We start from the raw sequence: 16368 nt of genomic DNA on the forward strand, positions 1-16368 counted from the left end.
GTGTCGCGGGACGGACCGTCACTCGTCCGTCGAAGTGTCCGTCCCGTTCGCTTCTCCGGGGGCTCCGGGATAGCGAACCGGCCATGCGAGATGGGTCATCCGCCGCCGGCCGCGAAGCTGCACCTCGTCGCCGAGTTCCCAGTGGCTGCGCTCCTCGTCGTCCGCGAAGTACAACGCGCTCGACGACGCGAGAACCCTACTCGGACGCAGTTTCGCCAGCTCGGTCAGGCGCGAGGCCTCGTTGACCGGGTCGCCGATCACCGTGTACTCGAAGCGCTCCGCCGCGCCGATGTTGCCGGCCACCGCGAGTCCCGCCGACACGCCGATCCCGACATCGAGTCCGGTGATCTCGTCCAGAGCGAAACGCAGTTCGCGGGCCGCCGCGAGCGCCGCCGTGGGGGCGTCCGGCCGGTCGAGGGGAGCGCCGAAGATCACCAATGCCGCGTCGCCCATGAACTTGTTGACGAAGCCGTGATGATGGTCGACCACCTCGACGACGACACGGAAGAACTCGTTGAGCAGTTCGACGACCTCGCTCGGTGGGCGCTCGGCGGCCGTCGCCGTCGAACCCACCATGTCGACGAACAGCACCGCGACGTAGCGCGTCTCACCACCGAGCTCGGTGCCGTACTGCAGGGCCCGGCGCGCGACGTCCTCACCGACGTGCTGACCGAACAACTCCCGTAGACGCCGGCGTTCGTCGGACTCGGCCATCATGCGGTTGAAGCCGACCTGTAGGCGTCCGATCTCACTGCCGTCGAACACCTCGACCTGCACTCCCGAGGCGCCGCGTTGCACGCGTTCGATCGCCCAGCGCAACTGCTTGATCGGGTCGGAGATCTGCGCCGACGTCAGCAGCGACAACACGAGCGCGAGACCGATCGACGTCACCGCGAGAGCGAGCACGGACAGGGCGAGCGCGTCGGCGTCGAAGTCGGTGTTGGCGCTCAACTGCGTCACGCACAGCAGCACGATCCCGGCGACCGGCATGAGCGTGCCCAGGCCCCAGGTCATGGCCAGGCGCGTGCCGACGCCGGGAGCCATCGTCCGGTCGAAGTTTCCCTCGCTCAGCGCCCGCGCGGCGACCGGCCGCAGGATGCGTTCACCGAGCATGTAGGTGAAACCGAAGGTGCTGGTCGCGGCCATTGCGACGGTGACCGAGACCGCCACCGCGAGCGACGGCATCTCCTCGGCGGTGAGGAAGACGAAGAGCACGCCGCCGAGCAGCCACAGACCGAGGTGCACGATCGCCTGTCGCAGCGGGGCGTGCAGGGCCGCCATCTGTTCGGCCCGGGTGGGCGGGCCGCCGCGGAGCTGCCACCGGACGACAGAGCGCAGCGTGATCGCTGCGGCGCCGAGGCTCACGATGCCGGCGAAGACCAGGTACACCGCGAAGACCGCGAAGTTGCGGACCCGATCCGCGATGATGGCGTCGGTCTCGGCGATGGGGATGCCGTACCGGACGAAGGCGAACACGAGCATCGCACCGAACAGGTTCGACGCGCCCATGGAGACCATGTAGAGCGGCCAACGACTCCGCAAGGTGGCGGCGACAGCTCGGTACGACCTCAGCACGACTTCAAATCAAACCACTGTGCGGACGGTCACAGGATGGGGCGGTCACTGTTGGAGGCGCGGAGTGGTTGGATTCACTCGCCCCACCTACTGTGACGAAAGGTGCGAAACGTACACATGAGGCTCGTCTCGGCGGTGTTGCTCTCCCGCGAGGCACGACTGCGCCGCACGGTCACCGTGGTGGACCAGATCCTCGCCGTCGCGTTGATGGCGGCGACCCGGCTGGTCGCCGACCACGACTGGTACAGCAACCACCAGACCATGCCCACCACGCTGTGGGTCGCCAACGCCGTGCTGTCGGCCGCGATCCTCGGCGGTCCGCTCACGGGCATCGGCTCGGCGCTGCTGATGTCCGTCGTCAGCGCGGTGGTGCGCGACCAGATCAACCTCGACCTGTGGCGCGACGCGACGGCGCCGGTGCTCGTCGCGTGCGGTGTGGCAATGGGTTTCGCCACCACCACCGCGCGCAGTGCGCACCGGCAACTCGAGCAGGCCGTGCGCGTGGCAGCGGCCACCGAGGAACGGGACCGGCTCGCCCGGCAGGTGCACGACGGCGTGCTGCAGGTGCTCGCGCTCGTGCAGCGGCGCGGACTCGAGCTGGGCGGTGATGCGACGGAACTCGCCGAGTTGGCCCGCGAACAGGAGACCGCGCTGCGGCAGCTGATCTCCGAACAGGACACCGACGTCGACCGCGGCGGTGAGCATGCCGACCTCACCGCCCTCGTCCGGGCCAGGGCCGGGACCGGTGCGACGGTGTCCGCGCCCGCCGGCCCGATCATGATCCCGCGGGATCGAGCGGAGGAACTCGCGGCGCTCACGACAGCGGCGCTGTCGAACACGCAACTGCACGCCGGCGCCGGTGCCGCCGCCTACATCCTCCTCGAGGATCTCGGCGACGAGATCGTACTCAGCATCCGGGACGACGGCGTCGGGATCGAACCGGGCAGACTCGACGAAGCTCGCGAACAGGGACGCATGGGGGTGTCCAAGTCGATCGTCGGGCGAGCGGAATGGCTCGGCGGCGTCGCACTGCTCGACAGCGATGTAGGCGAAGGAACCGAATGGGAGATCCGGGTACCGAAGGGGAATGAGTGGCCGAGATCAGCGCGGAAACACACGAGAACAGCACAGAGGAACGCAGCACCGTCAGCGTGATGGTGGTCGACGACCACCCGATCTGGCGCAACGCCATCGGACGTGACCTCGAGGAGGCCGGGTTCACCGTCGTCGCCGAGGCCGACGGTGTCGCGAGCGCCGCGCGCCGTGCCGCCGTCGTCCGCCCCGACGTCGTGCTCATGGACATGGCGATGCCCGACGGCACCGGCACCGAGGCGACCCGCGCGGTCCTCGAGGTCTCCCCGGACAGCCGGGTGCTGGTCCTGTCGGCGTCCTCCGAACGCGACGACGTCCTCGGCGCGGTCAAGGCGGGCGCGTCCGGCTATCTCGTGAAGAGCGCCTCGGTGCACGAACTCGTCGACGCCGTCCTCGCGACCGCGCGGGGACAGGCCGTCTTCACCCCCGGACTGGCCGGGCTCGTGCTCGGCGAGTACCGCCGGATGTCGAACGACGTCGCCGACCGGAGACCCCCACCGACCCTGACCGGCCGGGAGACCGAAGTGTTGCGTCTCGTCGCGAAAGGGTTGTCGGCGAAACAGATCGCAGCGCGACTGACGCTCAGCCACCGCACGGTGGAGAACCACGTCCAAGCGGCGCTACGCAAACTGCAGCTCGCCAACCGCGTCGAACTCACCCGCTACGTCATCGAACAGGGCCTCGAATAGCGCCCCGCACAGTGGCTCCGACGACTTCGGAGGCATACCGTTCGTCCCGTTAAGCTCAAGGCATGGAACCGAAGGATCTGCGGGTGTCGGACGCCGAGCGCGAGCACGTCGGCGAACTTCTGCAGCGGGCGGTCGGGCAGGGAATGCTCTCGCTCGGGGAGTTCACCGAACGGATGGACACCGTCCTCGCGGCCAAGACCCGAGGCGACCTGAACCAGGTGCTCGTCGACCTGCCCGGTATCCAGATCCGGCCCGAGTTCCAGGAGCAGAATCTGCCGGGCATGTCGCAGGCGCACTATCCGGCGCCGAGTGCGGCCGGCTACCCCGCGCCGAGTGCAGCTGCTTTCCCCGCGACCGGCCAGGGCGCTCCTCTCGTGATCAAGGGCCGCGTCTCCGGCATCGAACGCAAGGGTCGCTGGCACGTGCCGCCCGCCGTCGTTCTCGACACCGTCGCGTCCTCCGTGACCCTCGATTTCACCGAAGCGGTGATGCAGACGCAGGTCGTGCGGATCGACGTGAGCGACTACCTCAGCTCGATCAACATCGTGCTCCCCGCCGAGGCCACGGCCGACGTCAACGGCGTCGAGAACGTCGCGTCGAGCGTGTCGTCGAAGGTGCGCGGCGGAGCGCCGTACGGACCGCTGCACGTCGTGGTGACAGGCAAGGTCCGCGGCGGGAGCTTCAACGTCACCCATCCGCTGTCCACGCGGCTGCGGAAGTTCTTCAACGGCAGCTGACCCCGGAAACACCCGAGGCGACCCGCTCTGCGGGTCGCCTCGAGTTCGTTCGTCAGATCAGTCGCGACGCTGCCGGGCGATCAGCTCACTGACGCTGATCGAACGGCCGCTGTCGGGACCGTGGCGTCCACGCCTCCGCGACTCCGCGTCGTTCTGCTCCGGCTGCGATTCGTCCGCTCGCGCTTCCGGCCGCTCGCCGGCCGGGCGGGGCGGCTGCTCCGGACCACGGGACCGGGAGGGCAGAGGCGGACGGGGACCGTTCTGTGTCGGCGGCTGCATGCCCTGCGTCGGCGGCTGCTGAGTGCCCGGCACGGGCGGTCGGGCAGGTCCCTGCGCCGGAGGTCGCTGGGCCTCCGATGTCGGGGGACGTTGCGAGTCCGGCGCCGAGGGGCGCGGTGCGTCGGAAGTGGGCCTCGGTCGCTGGGCCGAAGACTCCCCGCCGGGCGACGTACGGCGCAACTGCGACAGCCAGTTCTCGATCGCCTGCGGATCCCGTCCACGACCGGTGCCGGGTTCGCTCGGACGCGGAGCCGGGGCACCGGGCAGAGCTTCCGCATCGCCCGGGACAGCGGGCGGTCGGATGAAGGACTGCGGCAGCGGCGGCGGAACCTCCCCGCGCTGACGGCGGGGGAGCGGAGGCACCGACGACGGCGACGACGGGTCGGACGCACCGCGCTGTGTGGCATCGAGCGCACCGCGCTGTGTCTGATCGAGCGCACCGCGCTGCGTGACATCGCGCTGCGGCATCTCGGAGGCACGACGTTCGGGCTTCTCCGGGACACCCTTCTCCGGGCCTCCGAGCCCCGGAAGAGCCGAGCCGTTGCGCTCGTCCACCGGCGGCCGACCCTCCGGGCGACGACGCGGCTCCGGGATCGGACGCGACGGACGCCCCGGACCCGTACCGGGCTGCACCGGACGGCTCGCCGGCATCGGACGCCCGGCTGCGGGCGGCACCCGTTCGCCGTTCCGCGGAGCAGCAGGGGGACGACCGGACGCGGGCGCGGCCGGACGGACCGGGGGGCGGCCCGGGGCCTGCCGTCGCACCGGCGGCGGCGTGAGATCGCGGAGCTTGCGCTGTTCGGCGGCCGGCCTCGGCGGAGCGATCTTGGGCAGCGGCTGCGTGAGGTCGGAGCCGCCCTCGAAGGCACCTGCCGGGAAGCGGTGCGCGCCCGTGGCCGCGACCGTCGCCGGCCCGAACATGCCGACGGTGATGAGCTCGGGAACGTCCTCGGGCATCAGTTCGTCGGCGAGGATCGGCTCGCCCAAGCCGATCTTCTCCTGGATCCGCTTCATCCACGCCGGAGCCCACCAGCAGTCGTCGCCGAGCAGCTTCATCACGGCGGGCACGAGGAACATGCGGATGACGGTCGCGTCGATGATCAGCGCGGCGATCATGCCGAACGCGATGTACTTCATCATCACCAGCTCCGAGAACCCGAAGGCACCGGTGACGACGATAAGGATCAGGGCGGCCGCGGTGATGATGCGACCGGTGTGGGCGGTACCGATACGGATCGACTCGGTGGTGCTCGCCCCCATCGATCTCGCCTCGACCATTCTGGAGAGCAGGAACACCTCGTAGTCGGTCGACAGGCCGTACACGATCGCGATGATCAGCACGAGCACCGGCGACATGATCGGCCCTGGGGTGAAGTTGAGCAGGTCGGCGCCGTTGCCGTCGATGAAGATCCAGGTGAGGATGCCCAGCGTCGAGCCGAGACCCAGGGCGCTCATCAACACGGCCTTGACCGGCAGCACGAGCGAGCCGAACGCCAGGAACATCAGCAACGTCGTCAACAGCACGACGACCGCGACCATCAGCGGCAGGGTCTCGAGCAGGGCCCCGATGGAGTCCTGCTCGATCGCCGGGGTGCCGCCGACGAGCACTTCGACACCCTCGGGCCATTCGGCTGCGTGCAGGTACTCGACGGTGTCGGCGGACTCGTTGCGGTCGGTCAGACCGGCCTTGAGCACACGGACGCCGTCCTTCGCGGGGCCGGTGATCTGGAACTTCTCGACGAGGCCGGGAGCTTCGCTGGCCGTCGTGATGATCTTGTTGAGGTCGCCGCCCTCGGCGCCGCGGACCACGAGCTTGACCGGCTCGGCGCGCTGGCCGGGGAACAGTTCGTCGAAGGTCTCCTGCGCGACGCGCGTGGGGTGCTCGGGCGGCAGGTAGGTCTCGTTGATGCCGCCGAACTTGATGCCGGTCAGCGGCATGATGAGCAGCAGCAGGCCGATGACCGTCGGGATGGTCACCTTCATCGGGTTGACCATCACCCAGCGGCACAGGCGGCCGAGGAAACTGTTCTCGACCTGCTCGTTCGACTGGATCTGCCCGAAGCGTTTCATGCCGAACTTGTCGATGCGCCTGCCGAGGATGCTCAGGATGGCGGGCAGGATCGTGATCGACAGCAGGGCAGCCAGTGAGACCGCCGAGATCGCGCCGTAGGCGACCGACTTGAGGAAGCCCTGCGGGAACAGCACGAGACCACCGAGGCTGGTGACGACCATCGTCGCCGAGAACACCACCGTGCGACCTGCGGTGACGACGGTGCGTCGCACCGCCGCCGGGGTGTCGTAACCCTCGGCGAGTTCCTCACGGAACCGCGACACCATGAACAGGCCGTAGTCGATCGCCAGGCCCAGGCCGATCAGTGAGACGACCGGTGCGACGAACGAGTTGACCTCGGTGAAGTTGGTGATCAACCGGACGATGCCGTTCGCCGCGACGATCGTGAGACCACCGGTGATCAGCGGGAGAGCGGCCGCGACGACGCCACCGAAGACGAAGAACAACAGGATGCCGACGGCCGGGATCGCGAGGATCTCCATGCGCTTGATGTCGTTGGCCATCGTGTCGTTCAGTGCGCCGGAGATCGGCTGCAGACCGGCGAGCTGCACGTCGACGCCGTCGATGTAGAAGGCGTCCTTGATCTCGCGGAAGTTGCCGGTCAGCTCCGTGTCGTCCTCGCCGGCGATCGCGACCGACGCGATCGCGTGCTGACGCGACGGATCGGCCAGCGACGGCAGCGACGGCGCGTCGTCGGTGGGCCAGTACGCACCGTTGATCTTGAGGATTTCGTCGGGATGCTCGGCGACCAGCGAGTTCAGGCTGTCGGTGACCTTCGCCGCGAACTCGGGATCGTCGACCGTGCTGCCCTCGGGTGCCGTGTACAGCACCAGCACGTCGCCCGCGGTGTCGCGGCCGAAGGTGCCGTCGGCGAGCTTGGCAGCGGCGACGGACTCCGAACCGGGATCGTCCCAGCCGCTCTGGCTGAGGTGATCGTTCAGGCTCAGCCCGTACCCGGCGAGCGCGAGCAACCCCGCGACCATCACCGCAATGACGGTGAAGCGCGCGCGGTAGACGAGCTCTCCCCAACGGTCGAACACGTAAGTCTCCTATTCGGCGACGCTCTTGCGCCCCACCAGGAGAGCAGAAAGCGGTCGGAACGGCTGCAGCCAGGCACCCTCGTCGGGCAGCGATTCCAGGCTGACGCGGGGCAGCGGTTCGCGGAACACACCGGGAATGTCCTCGAGATCGAGGAACTGGATGATCTCGGAGGTCACCGCCCAGCTGGCGTGCTCGCGGAAACCGAGCACCTGGGTCGCGATGCCCTCCTGTGCGAGCCGCTCGAGGGGTTCACGGAACGCCTGCCCGTCGGCGGAGGCCACCATGACACCCGCGAGACCTTCCCGGTGCCTCAGCTCGATGTGGTCCAGCATGTCGGAGTCGACATCGCTGTCCTCGTCGATCTTCGGCTTGGCGAACACCGCGAAGCCCACATTACGCAAGGCCTCGACCCAGGGGCGGACGACGTCCGCGCTGCCGGGGGCGATATTGGTGAACACCGTGGCTTCGGGTTCGAGGGTCGCGGAGTGCAGACGCGACAGTTCGGCGGTGCGTCCGAGCAGCCACCGGCCGAGAGCGTCGAAGCGCGGGCGGTAGGCCGCGGTGGGCCGGCCGCCGAGGATCGCGCCGAGGCCCATGTCGAGGTTGGGTGCGTCCCAGACGAGCAGGACCTTTCGGACCGGCTCGACACCGTCGATCGCGGAGGGGTCGGTCACGCCGGGAAGCTCTTCATGGACACTCATGCTCCGATCTTCCCCCAGACGAACTCGTTGATAGCGCTACCCACCTGGTGTGCCTTGTCCTCGAACTTGGTGACGGGGCGTTCGAGGCTGATCGGGGAGGTGCCGGTGAAGCGGGCGAGGCGCGGTTCGGCATCGCCCACCTCGGCGATGGCCTCGGCGTAATCGGCGTGGTCGGTGGCCACGTGCAGCACTCCACCGGGCTTCAATCGGTCGGCGATCAGGGCGAACGTCGGGGCCTGCAGGAGTCGGCGCTTGTGGTGGCGGGCCTTGGGCCACGGATCCGGGAAGAACACCCGCACGCCGGTGAGTGACGCGGTGGTCAGCATCTTCTCGAGCACCTCGACGGCGTCGCCGCGCAGGATCCGCAGGTTCCGGATCGGCGCGTCGGTGTTGCAGCTGCGTTCGATGTTCTGCAGTGTCTGGGCGATGCCGGGCTTGTAGACCTCCACGGCGATGAGGTTCACCTCGGGCTCGGCTTGGGCCATAGCGACCGCGGCGGTTCCTGTTCCGGATCCGATCTCGAGGACGAGGGGCGCGGAGCGACCGAACCAGGCGTCGACGTCGAGCGGTTCGTCGCCGACTTCCTTGCCGAGTTCGGGCCAACGACGGTCCCAGCACTGCTGCTGGGGGTCGGTCAGCGATCCACGGCGGGACCGGAAACTCGTCACCCTGGGGTATAGGCGGTTCCCGCGGGTCGGGCGCTCCTCGAGCGTCTCGGTGGTGTGCTGATCGGCTTCGTTCACCGGTCCATTGTCGCGTATTCCGAGAGTGTGTGGCGGGAGTGACCTGAGTGGCCACAGTGTTTTCTCAGGGAAGCATTCGTTCGGCTGCCTGTCAGCGATCTCTCTGCGACAATTTCCGCCGACGATCGGGGGATCATGACGGGGGAGTTGTGGCACCACCTCGCTGCGCAGGTCGAACAACTGGATGCGCAGGCAGGGCGGTTGATTCGCAGGGCGCTGACCGAGCATACGGCCGCGCTGCGGGTGCAGGTCGCGGGGCGGGCCGGGACCGGCCGGGAGAGCGTCGAGACGCAGGTGCGCGAACTGCTGCTCCGCAGGGTCGATATCGAGGGTGGGCGAGTAGACGCGGCCGTGGGCGGAGTGGCAGTGGACACGCCGGACGGTCCCGACCCGGTCCTCGACGGTGACGTCGTCGTCTACGTCGTGCCGCGTCGTCTCGACCCGGCCGTCGCCCATCCGGCCGACCGCGCCGCGCTGACGGCCGTGGATCCTTGTCGCCTCGTCCTCGTGGTGACGGGTGGGACGGATGACAGCGAGTGCGCTCTCGTCGCGCGTGCGACGGGGGTGCCGCCGGATCAGGTGGTCGCGGTCCGCGATGAGGAACTGCTCGGGGAACGGCTCGCCGCGCGTGCGGTCGTGGCGCGCCGCCTACGTGACGAGGAGCTCGCCCGGGTCGTGGCGGGTGTCCCGGCGGCACCGCAGGTGCGCGAACTCGTCGAACAGACACTCGACCTGGTCGGGCTGGACCCGATGGAGTCCGTCGCCGCGGGACTACGGTGACACCGCCGAGCGGACTCGTGGATCCGGCCGACGACGTCCTGCGCCGATGGAACCCGCGCGGATGGATGGGACTGCACCGGCCGGCCGCGACCGGCGTGCGGGTCGTCGGAGTGCCCGGTTCCGGCGCCGGCACGCTGGCAGCGGAGCTACGACCTCTGGGCGGGCTGGACATCACGGACGACGGCCGCGCCGTCACCCTCGTGGTGTTCGACCCGTCGGCGACGATCGGCCGCACCGAACTCGACCTCGTCCGCTCGGCGGCAGCCGAGTCGATCGAGGTCGTCTGCGCACTGACGGGCATCGACCGCTTTCCCGACTGGCGTGCGGTCCGCGACGCCGACGTCGAGATCCTGCAGCGGCACGCATCCTGGCTGCCGAGGGTCGTGGTCCTGCCCGTGAGCGCCGCGGCCGCTCGGCGGGCACGCGAACTCGAGGACGACGCGAGCGAGGCGGTCCGGCAGACCCTGCTCACCGCGTCCGGACTCGTCGAACTGCGGGACGTCCTGGCCGCCACGGTCCGGTCGTCACACGACCCGCGACGAGCACGCGCCGCGGTCGTCGCCGCCACCCGGCCGATGATCGAGGAGGAGATCGGACGACTGAGCGCGGAGGACGAGGAAGGGGGCCTGCGTGCGGAGCGCTCCCGCCTCACAGCCGCAGCACCACCCGCGACCTCCGGCCCCGACCTGCGCCGGCTGCAGGTGACGCTGTTGCAGGAGGTCGCGATGCGCGTGCGGGCGGCGTCCACCGCCGCGGGCGAGGTGCTCGAGACCGCGGACGCGGATGCGGTGGTCACGACGATCGACACCCACGTCGACGACCTGTGTGCGCGGCTCACCGACGAGACGGCCCGGATCGCGCCGGGCACTCCGGCGCCGGAACCCACGCGCACGGCCCGCCCACCGCAGACCGCGCGGTCGATGGAGGACACGCTGACGGTGGTCTTCGGTGCGTCGGCAGGCGCGGGTCTCGGCAGACTGCTCCTCACCCCGTTCGGGGACCTGCCGGGCTGGATGTCGCTGGTGGTCGCGATCGCGTGCGCGGTTCCGGCCGCCGGATGGCTGATGCGGATCCGTAGGCGAATCGCCTACCGCGACCGGATGCGGCGGTGGATCGCCGACGAGCTCGCGACCGTACGGGCGGAACTCGACACCTGGATCCGCACCCGCATCCACGAGACGGAACTGCAGTCCACCGCGCTCGCGGTCGCTGCGCGCGACCGGCACGCGACCCGCGTGCGGGAACGCGTCGCCGCGATCGACGCGGAGATCGCCCGTCGCCGGGGCGAGCGGCGTGCCCGCACCGCCGCGTGCGAACGCGACCTGGCGGCACTCGGACACATCCCGGAACCGCAAGGTGCCGGGGTGCGTCCAACCGGATAGGAGCGATCCGGCGCGTGCCGGGTCGGAAAGGGGAGACGATGGCCGAATTCGCCGGCTCGGGTGGCACACCCCAGCCGTTCACCGATCCCTTCGATCCGTCCGGGTTCGATCCGTCCGAGTTGGCCGCCTGGGCCGACGAGCTCGCCCCGACGACCGACCTCGACGGTGACGGCGCCGCCGAGACGGTCGTCGCCGATACCGAGCACTGGGGAGTCGGTGGCGACTGGGGCGACGGTCTGGTGGTGGCTACCGACACCGATCTCGACGGCAGCAGCGATCGCCTCTCGGTGATCGCGGACGACGGCCGTTACGGCGTGTGGGAATACTGTCGCGAGCTCGACGGATCGGGTCGGTGGAGTCGACTGGACACAGGTAGCCTTGAATACGACGTACACCACGGAGAAGAGTCGAAGTGATTCATATCCGGCTGCGCAGCAGGGGGAGGGGACGGTATTGTGCGCAAGTTCTGAATCGTTTCTGTGAGATTTCCGACCGGCCCCGAGTGACGCCGGTCGACATTCCGACGTTAACCTCTATGAAAAGGACATCCGGCGCCTACTTCGCCTGTTCGGCCACGGACGAAGTAGGTGGTACCCCTGCCGAGAGGGGCAAGCCCGGGTCTGCCCTCGTCCGCACAGAAGAACGTGCAGGTCGGAGGTGGGATCCCGGTTCCGGGCACACCCCAGGAGAGTTTTGATGACCTCAGCGACCATTCCCGGTTTGAACGGTACCGACGACAAGCTCCCGACCCAGCATGCCGAGTTGCTTGCCTGGGTCCAGGAGATTGCCGAGCTCACCCAGCCCGATCGTGTCGTATGGGCCGACGGATCCGATGAGGAATGGGACCGTCTGACCTCTCAGCTGGTCGAGGCAGGCACCTTCACGCGTCTGAACGACGAGAAGAAGCCGAACTCGTTCCTGGCCAATTCCGATCCGTCGGACGTCGCACGCGTCGAGTCGCGCACCTTCATCTGCTCGAAGAACGAGATCGACGCGGGCCCGACCAACAACTGGGTCGACCCCGACGAGATGCGTGCCACGATGACCGAGCTGTACCGCGGCAGCATGCGCGGACGCACCCTCTTCGTCGTGCCCTTCTGCATGGGCCCGCTCGGAGCCGAGGACCCGAAGCTCGGCGTCGAGCTGACCGACTCGGAGTACGTCGTCGTCTCGATGCGCATCATGACCCGCATGGGCAGCGCGGCTCTCGAGAAGCTCGGCACCGACCGTCCGTTCGTCAAGGCGCTGCACTCCGTGGGTGCGCCGCTCGAGGCCGGTCAGCAGGATGTCCCGTGGCCGTGCAACGACACGAAGTACATCACCCACTTCCCCGAGACCCGTGAGATCTGGAGCTTCGGCTCCGGCTACGGCGGCAACGCCCTGCTCGGCAAGAAGTGCTACTCGCTGCGCATCGCGTCGGCCATGGCGCACGACGAGGGCTGGCTGGCCGAGCACATGCTGATCCTCAAGCTGATCTCGCCCGAGGAAAAGGCCTACTACATCGCTGCGGCGTTCCCGTCGGCCTGTGGCAAGACCAACCTCGCGATGATCCAGCCGACCATTCCGGGCTGGCGTGCCGAGACCCTCGGCGACGACATCGCGTGGATGCGTTTCGGCAAGGACGGCCGCCTCTACGCCGTGAACCCCGAGTTCGGCTTCTTCGGCGTCGCGCCGGGCACCAGCGCCGACTCGAACCCGAACGCGATGGCGACCATCGAGGCCGGCAACACCATCTACACCAACGTCGCGAAGACCGACGACGGCGACATCTGGTGGGAGGGCATCGGCGGCGAGACCCCGGCGCACCTCACCGACTGGCTGGGCAACGACTGGACCCCCGAGTCCGGCACCAACGCCGCGCACCCGAACTCGCGTTACTGCACCCCGATGTCGCAGTGCCCGATCCTCGCCCCCGAGTGGGACGACCCGCAGGGTGTGCCGATCTCCGCGATCCTGTTCGGTGGCCGCCGCAAGACGACGGTGCCCCTCGTCAGCGAGTCCTTCGACTGGCAGCACGGCACCTTCCTCGGCGCGACCCTGTCGTCCGAGCAGACCGCCGCGGCAGAGGGCAAGGTCGGTAGCGTCCGTCGCGACCCGATGGCGATGCTGCCCTTCCTCGGCTACAACGCCGGCGACTACCTGAACCACTGGATCACGCTCGGCAAGAACGCCGACGAGGACAAGCTGCCGAAGATCTTCTACGTCAACTGGTTCCGTCGCGGCGACGACGGCCGCTTCCTGTGGCCCGGCTTCGGCGAGAACTCGCGCGTGCTCAAGTGGATCGTCGACCGCATCGAGCACAAGGCCGGCGCGCAGTCCACGCCGATCGGCTACGTGCCCAGCGCCGCCGACCTCACGCTCGACGGTCTCGATGTCGATCCCGCCGACGTCGACGAGGCCCTGAAGGTCGACGTCGAGGAGTGGAAGTCCGAGATCGACGGCATCGCCGAGTGGTTCGAGTTCCTCGGTGAGAAGGTGCCCTCGGGCATCCGCGACGAGTTCGAGGCCCTCAAGCAGCGCCTCGGCTGAGTCCGTACACGACGACGAATGCCGTTCCCGGTTTCCCGGGGGCGGCATTCGCCGTCCGTGGGGTGAAATCCGGGAAATCGTTCACAGCGGATATCTCGGTTGTGCCACGCCGACCGGTGACGTAGTTCGACGATGCACGGCAACTACTTCCGTCGGCGAGCGGGTGGTCTCGTGCGTGGTTCGAGTCGTATCGGTCGGAAGTGTGCGGCACTGGTGGGGGCATTGCCGGGCGACGGCGCAGTCCGTGCGCTGTCGCCTTCCCTTGACGAAATAGCCCAGGGCCATCACGCCGTCGTCGAATCGCTTCTGCGCACCGCTCTTGTCGAACACTGATCCCCCCGGCTCTCGTACGGAACATCCGGGAGGAAGATCCTAGTCAGCGTGCACCGAAGGGTGCTCCGTGGGCAACTGCTTTACACCTCACGCGTTCTGCGTTGCCGCCCACTCGTCGAGCCGTCGCTTCGCTTCCTCCGCGGGCACGTTCTCGACCCGCGTCATCACGGCCCACCGATGACCGAACGGATCGAGGATCGACGCGAACCGGTCGCCGGTGACGAAGGTCGACGGTTCCTCGAACACCCGGGCACCGAGGGCGACGGCCCGCGCGAACACGGCGTCGGCGTCCGCGCAGTACAGCACGTACGAATGGTCGACGTCGTTCGTTCCGCTCGGCGCGTGCAGGCCGATGCAGGGATGGGGATCGCTCAATTGCAGTCGGCCGTTGTCGAAGTCGAGCTCTGCGTGCATCACCGTCCCGTCGGGGCCGTCCATCCGCTCGACGACGGTCGCTCCGAACGCGTCGCAGTAGAAGTCGATCGCGTGGGAGGCACCGTCGACGACGAGGAAGGGGGTGAGGGAGGTGTATCCCTCGGGGATGGGGTTCACCGAATTCGTCATGGCGCCAGTGTCGGACGCCGACCGTGCGCTCGTATTGAAGAAATCCGACCGGTGACGACCTAGGGGCGGAAGACCGCGCGCAGGCAGTCGTCCTCCTTGTTCTTGAACATCTCGTAGCCGCGTACCGCGTCGGTGAGCGGAAGGTCGTGCGTCATGAGCCAACTCGGGTCCAACCTGCTCTCGAGGACGTGTTCGAACAGGGTGGGCACGTACCGCTGGCCGTGTTGCTGCGCCGTCCGCAGGGTCAAGCTCTTGTTCGTCAGCACCGCCATCGGGAACTTGTCGGTGACACCGTAGATGCCGAGCACCGACACGACTCCGCCCTTGCCGCAGGACAGGATCGCCTCGCGCAGGGAGGTCGCGCGGTCGCTCTCCATCCGCAGCGCCTGCTTGACCTTGTCGTAGGCCTGCATGACGCCGGTTCCGTGACCCTCCATGCCCACAGCGTCTATGCAGGCGTCCGGTCCGCGTCCGCCGGTGCTCTCGCGGAGCGTCTCGTAGACGCTGTCGACCTCGGCGTAGTCCACGGTTTCGGCGCCGACCTTCTTCGCGGCGCGGTCGAGGCGGTCTCGGAAACGGTCGATCACGATCACCCTGTCGGCGCCCATGATCTTCGCGCTTGCCGCGGCCATGAGACCGACGGCGCCGGCGCCCCAGACCGCCACGGTGTCGCCCGGGGTGATGTCGCAGAAGTCGGCGCCCATGTAGCCCGTCGGTACCGCGTCCGACAGGAACAGGGCCTGTTCGTCGCCGACACCGTCGGGGATCTGGAAGCAGTTGACGTCGCCGAAGGGCACGCGGATGTACTCGGCGTGCGAACCTTGGTACCCGCCGAAGGGATGGGTGTAGCCGTAGATTCCGCCGGTGGGATAGCCCAGCACGGGTTGCTGCATCGCGGCGTTCGGGTTGGTGGTGTCGCACACCGCGTGCAGGCCGTCGGCGCAGTACGGGCACTTCCCGCATCCGATGAACGACGGCACGACCACCCGGTCGCCGACCCGCACGTTCGTCACCTCCGGGCCGGTGTCGACGATCTCGCCCATGAACTCGTGGCCGATCACGTCGCCCTCCCGCATCCCAGGCAGGTACCCGCCGAGGAAGTGCAGATCGGACCCGCAGGTCGTGGTGAGGCGGACCGCCACGATCACGTCGTGCGGGTTGACCAGGCCGGGATCGTCGACCGTCTCCACCGACAACTCGTTCACCCCTATCCAGCACAGGGCTCGCATCACGCGTCTCCTTCCGATGCACGGGCACTCGGACTGCCCTGCAGGGTGGGGATCTCACCGGTCTGCATGAGAGCCCGCGCACGGTAGAGCGCAGTGAAGGTCAGGGCGCCGGTGACGAGATCGGGGACGGGAACCTCGGCGCGCAGGGTCATCTCGGTGCCGCCCCGGGGCGCGTCGGACACCGCGAGCACTACGCGAGGACCCGGGGTGTCCGCGTCGTCCTCGCCGACGAACGCGAGTCCTTCCGAGGTGACGTCGACGCGGGTGTCCCAGGTCGTCGTTCCGCCGGGGCTCTCCCAGGTCCAGCGCAGCCGGTTCGCTTCGACCGTCTCCACCCGGACGTGGTCGCCGAAGACTCTGCTCAGGTTCTCGGGATCGCGCCAGAACTGCATGACCTGTGCGCGCGGAGCCGCGACGGTCACCGTCTGCGGTTTCCGAGCGTCGACGGGCCGGTCGACGGCGCGCCGGACGAATCCGCCCACCGAGCGACCGGCGTCGTCGATCGCCCTGTTCGCGTTCTCCACGACTCGGCTCGCGTTCTGCACGACTCTGTTGAAGTCGACCACGGTCGTCTCCTTGCTCGGATGCTCGGATGCTCGGATGCTCGGATGCTCGGGTCGGTG

The 16368-nt window shown here is 68.6% G+C and carries 14 protein-coding genes; 7 read left to right on the plus strand and 7 right to left on the minus strand.

Going from position 1 to position 16368, the window contains the following annotated elements; translation table 11 throughout:
• Positions 1-18: 18 nt before the first annotated feature.
• Positions 19-1518 carry an adenylate/guanylate cyclase domain-containing protein gene (locus K3M35_RS14170; RefSeq protein WP_039585012.1) on the minus strand — a complete coding sequence of 500 codons (1500 nt, stop codon included), beginning with the start codon at positions 1516-1518 and terminating at the stop codon, positions 19-21.
• 174 nt (positions 1519-1692) lie between these two features.
• Here K3M35_RS14170 and macS point away from each other — a divergent pair, with 174 nt between their 5' ends.
• The 3 genes from macS (at position 1693) to K3M35_RS14185 (ending at position 4093) form a co-directional block, all read left to right on the plus strand.
• The gene (gene macS / locus K3M35_RS14175; protein ID WP_259444030.1) at positions 1693-2730 is read left to right on the plus strand and encodes a MacS family sensor histidine kinase; all 1038 of its coding nucleotides are present in this window, start codon (positions 1693-1695) and stop codon (positions 2728-2730) included.
• Positions 2730-3356, plus strand: coding sequence for a response regulator transcription factor (locus K3M35_RS14180; protein WP_220666570.1), 627 nt, complete (start codon positions 2730-2732; stop codon positions 3354-3356). Before macS ends, K3M35_RS14180 begins: the two co-directional genes overlap by 1 nt.
• 62 nt (positions 3357-3418) lie before the next feature.
• Positions 3419-4093, plus strand: a complete 675-nt coding sequence (locus K3M35_RS14185) for a DUF1707 domain-containing protein (protein WP_006552701.1) — start codon at positions 3419-3421, stop codon at positions 4091-4093.
• 57 nt (positions 4094-4150) lie between these two features.
• Here the strand turns inward: K3M35_RS14185 and K3M35_RS14190 are convergent, their stop codons facing one another.
• From K3M35_RS14190 to trmB, 3 genes are read right to left on the minus strand one after another with little or no spacing between them, the layout of a single operon-like run.
• Entirely contained in the window at positions 4151-7483 is a 3333-nt protein-coding gene (locus K3M35_RS14190) for an MMPL family transporter (protein ID WP_220666571.1), read from the minus strand.
• Positions 7484-7492: 9 nt separating this feature from the next.
• A complete protein-coding gene (locus K3M35_RS14195) occupies positions 7493-8185 on the minus strand; it encodes an NYN domain-containing protein (protein ID WP_006552699.1) in 693 nt (230 codons plus the stop codon).
• On the minus strand, positions 8182-8928 hold the full coding sequence (gene trmB, locus K3M35_RS14200; RefSeq protein ID WP_006552698.1) for a tRNA (guanosine(46)-N7)-methyltransferase TrmB: 747 nt from the start codon (positions 8926-8928) through the stop codon (positions 8182-8184). The genes K3M35_RS14195 and trmB overlap by 4 nt, the downstream gene beginning before the upstream one ends.
• Before the next feature lie 135 nt (positions 8929-9063).
• Here trmB and K3M35_RS14205 point away from each other — a divergent pair, with 135 nt between their 5' ends.
• The 4 genes from K3M35_RS14205 to K3M35_RS14220 all read left to right on the plus strand — a co-directional run bounded on the left by K3M35_RS14205 (position 9064) and on the right by K3M35_RS14220 (position 13619).
• Positions 9064-9708, plus strand: a complete 645-nt coding sequence (locus tag K3M35_RS14205; protein ID WP_039585086.1) for a hypothetical protein — start codon at positions 9064-9066, stop codon at positions 9706-9708.
• On the plus strand, positions 9705-11090 hold the full coding sequence (locus K3M35_RS14210) for a hypothetical protein (RefSeq protein WP_220666572.1): 1386 nt from the start codon (positions 9705-9707) through the stop codon (positions 11088-11090). Before K3M35_RS14205 ends, K3M35_RS14210 begins: the two co-directional genes overlap by 4 nt.
• Before the next feature lie 38 nt (positions 11091-11128).
• Complete coding sequence (locus K3M35_RS14215) at positions 11129-11506, plus strand: DUF6802 family protein (protein ID WP_006552695.1); 378 nt, start codon at positions 11129-11131, stop codon at positions 11504-11506.
• Between the two features lie 280 nt (positions 11507-11786).
• Positions 11787-13619: a phosphoenolpyruvate carboxykinase (GTP) gene (locus K3M35_RS14220; RefSeq protein WP_006552694.1), complete on the plus strand. Its 1833-nt coding sequence runs from the start codon at positions 11787-11789 to the stop codon at positions 13617-13619.
• 420 nt (positions 13620-14039) lie between these two features.
• On the opposite strand, the gene K3M35_RS14225 is transcribed toward K3M35_RS14220, so the two are convergent.
• The 3 genes from K3M35_RS14225 to K3M35_RS14235 are packed head-to-tail and all read right to left on the minus strand — an operon-like array spanning position 14040 to position 16311.
• Positions 14040-14516 carry a glyoxalase/bleomycin resistance/extradiol dioxygenase family protein gene (locus tag K3M35_RS14225; RefSeq protein WP_220666573.1) on the minus strand — a complete coding sequence of 159 codons (477 nt, stop codon included), beginning with the start codon at positions 14514-14516 and terminating at the stop codon, positions 14040-14042.
• Between the two features lie 59 nt (positions 14517-14575).
• Positions 14576-15745, minus strand: a complete 1170-nt coding sequence (locus K3M35_RS14230; RefSeq protein WP_039585081.1) for a zinc-dependent alcohol dehydrogenase — start codon at positions 15743-15745, stop codon at positions 14576-14578.
• Positions 15745-16311, minus strand: a complete 567-nt coding sequence (locus tag K3M35_RS14235) for an SRPBCC family protein (RefSeq protein ID WP_006552689.1) — start codon at positions 16309-16311, stop codon at positions 15745-15747. The genes K3M35_RS14230 and K3M35_RS14235 overlap by 1 nt, the downstream gene beginning before the upstream one ends.
• Positions 16312-16368: the final 57 nt, after the last annotated feature.

The organism is Rhodococcus sp. DMU2021 (assembly GCF_019641445.1).
GTDB classification, from domain to species: Bacteria; Actinomycetota; Actinomycetes; order Mycobacteriales; family Mycobacteriaceae; genus Rhodococcus; species Rhodococcus pyridinivorans.

Coding starts and splice junctions, on each gene's coding strand:
- macS (WP_259444030.1), top strand. CDS start 1,693: ATGAGGCTCGTCTCGGCGGTGTTGCTCTCCCGCGAGGCACGACTGCGC.
- K3M35_RS14205 (WP_039585086.1), top strand. CDS start 9,064: ATGACGGGGGAGTTGTGGCACCACCTCGCTGCGCAGGTCGAACAACTG.
- K3M35_RS14185 (WP_006552701.1), top strand. CDS start 3,419: ATGGAACCGAAGGATCTGCGGGTGTCGGACGCCGAGCGCGAGCACGTC.
- K3M35_RS14170 (WP_039585012.1), bottom strand. CDS start 1,518: ATGGTCTCCATGGGCGCGTCGAACCTGTTCGGTGCGATGCTCGTGTTC.
- K3M35_RS14180 (WP_220666570.1), top strand. CDS start 2,730: ATGGTGGTCGACGACCACCCGATCTGGCGCAACGCCATCGGACGTGAC.
- K3M35_RS14220 (WP_006552694.1), top strand. CDS start 11,787: ATGACCTCAGCGACCATTCCCGGTTTGAACGGTACCGACGACAAGCTC.
- K3M35_RS14225 (WP_220666573.1), bottom strand. CDS start 14,516: ATGACGAATTCGGTGAACCCCATCCCCGAGGGATACACCTCCCTCACC.
- K3M35_RS14215 (WP_006552695.1), top strand. CDS start 11,129: ATGGCCGAATTCGCCGGCTCGGGTGGCACACCCCAGCCGTTCACCGAT.
- K3M35_RS14195 (WP_006552699.1), bottom strand. CDS start 8,185: ATGAGTGTCCATGAAGAGCTTCCCGGCGTGACCGACCCCTCCGCGATC.
- K3M35_RS14230 (WP_039585081.1), bottom strand. CDS start 15,745: ATGCGAGCCCTGTGCTGGATAGGGGTGAACGAGTTGTCGGTGGAGACG.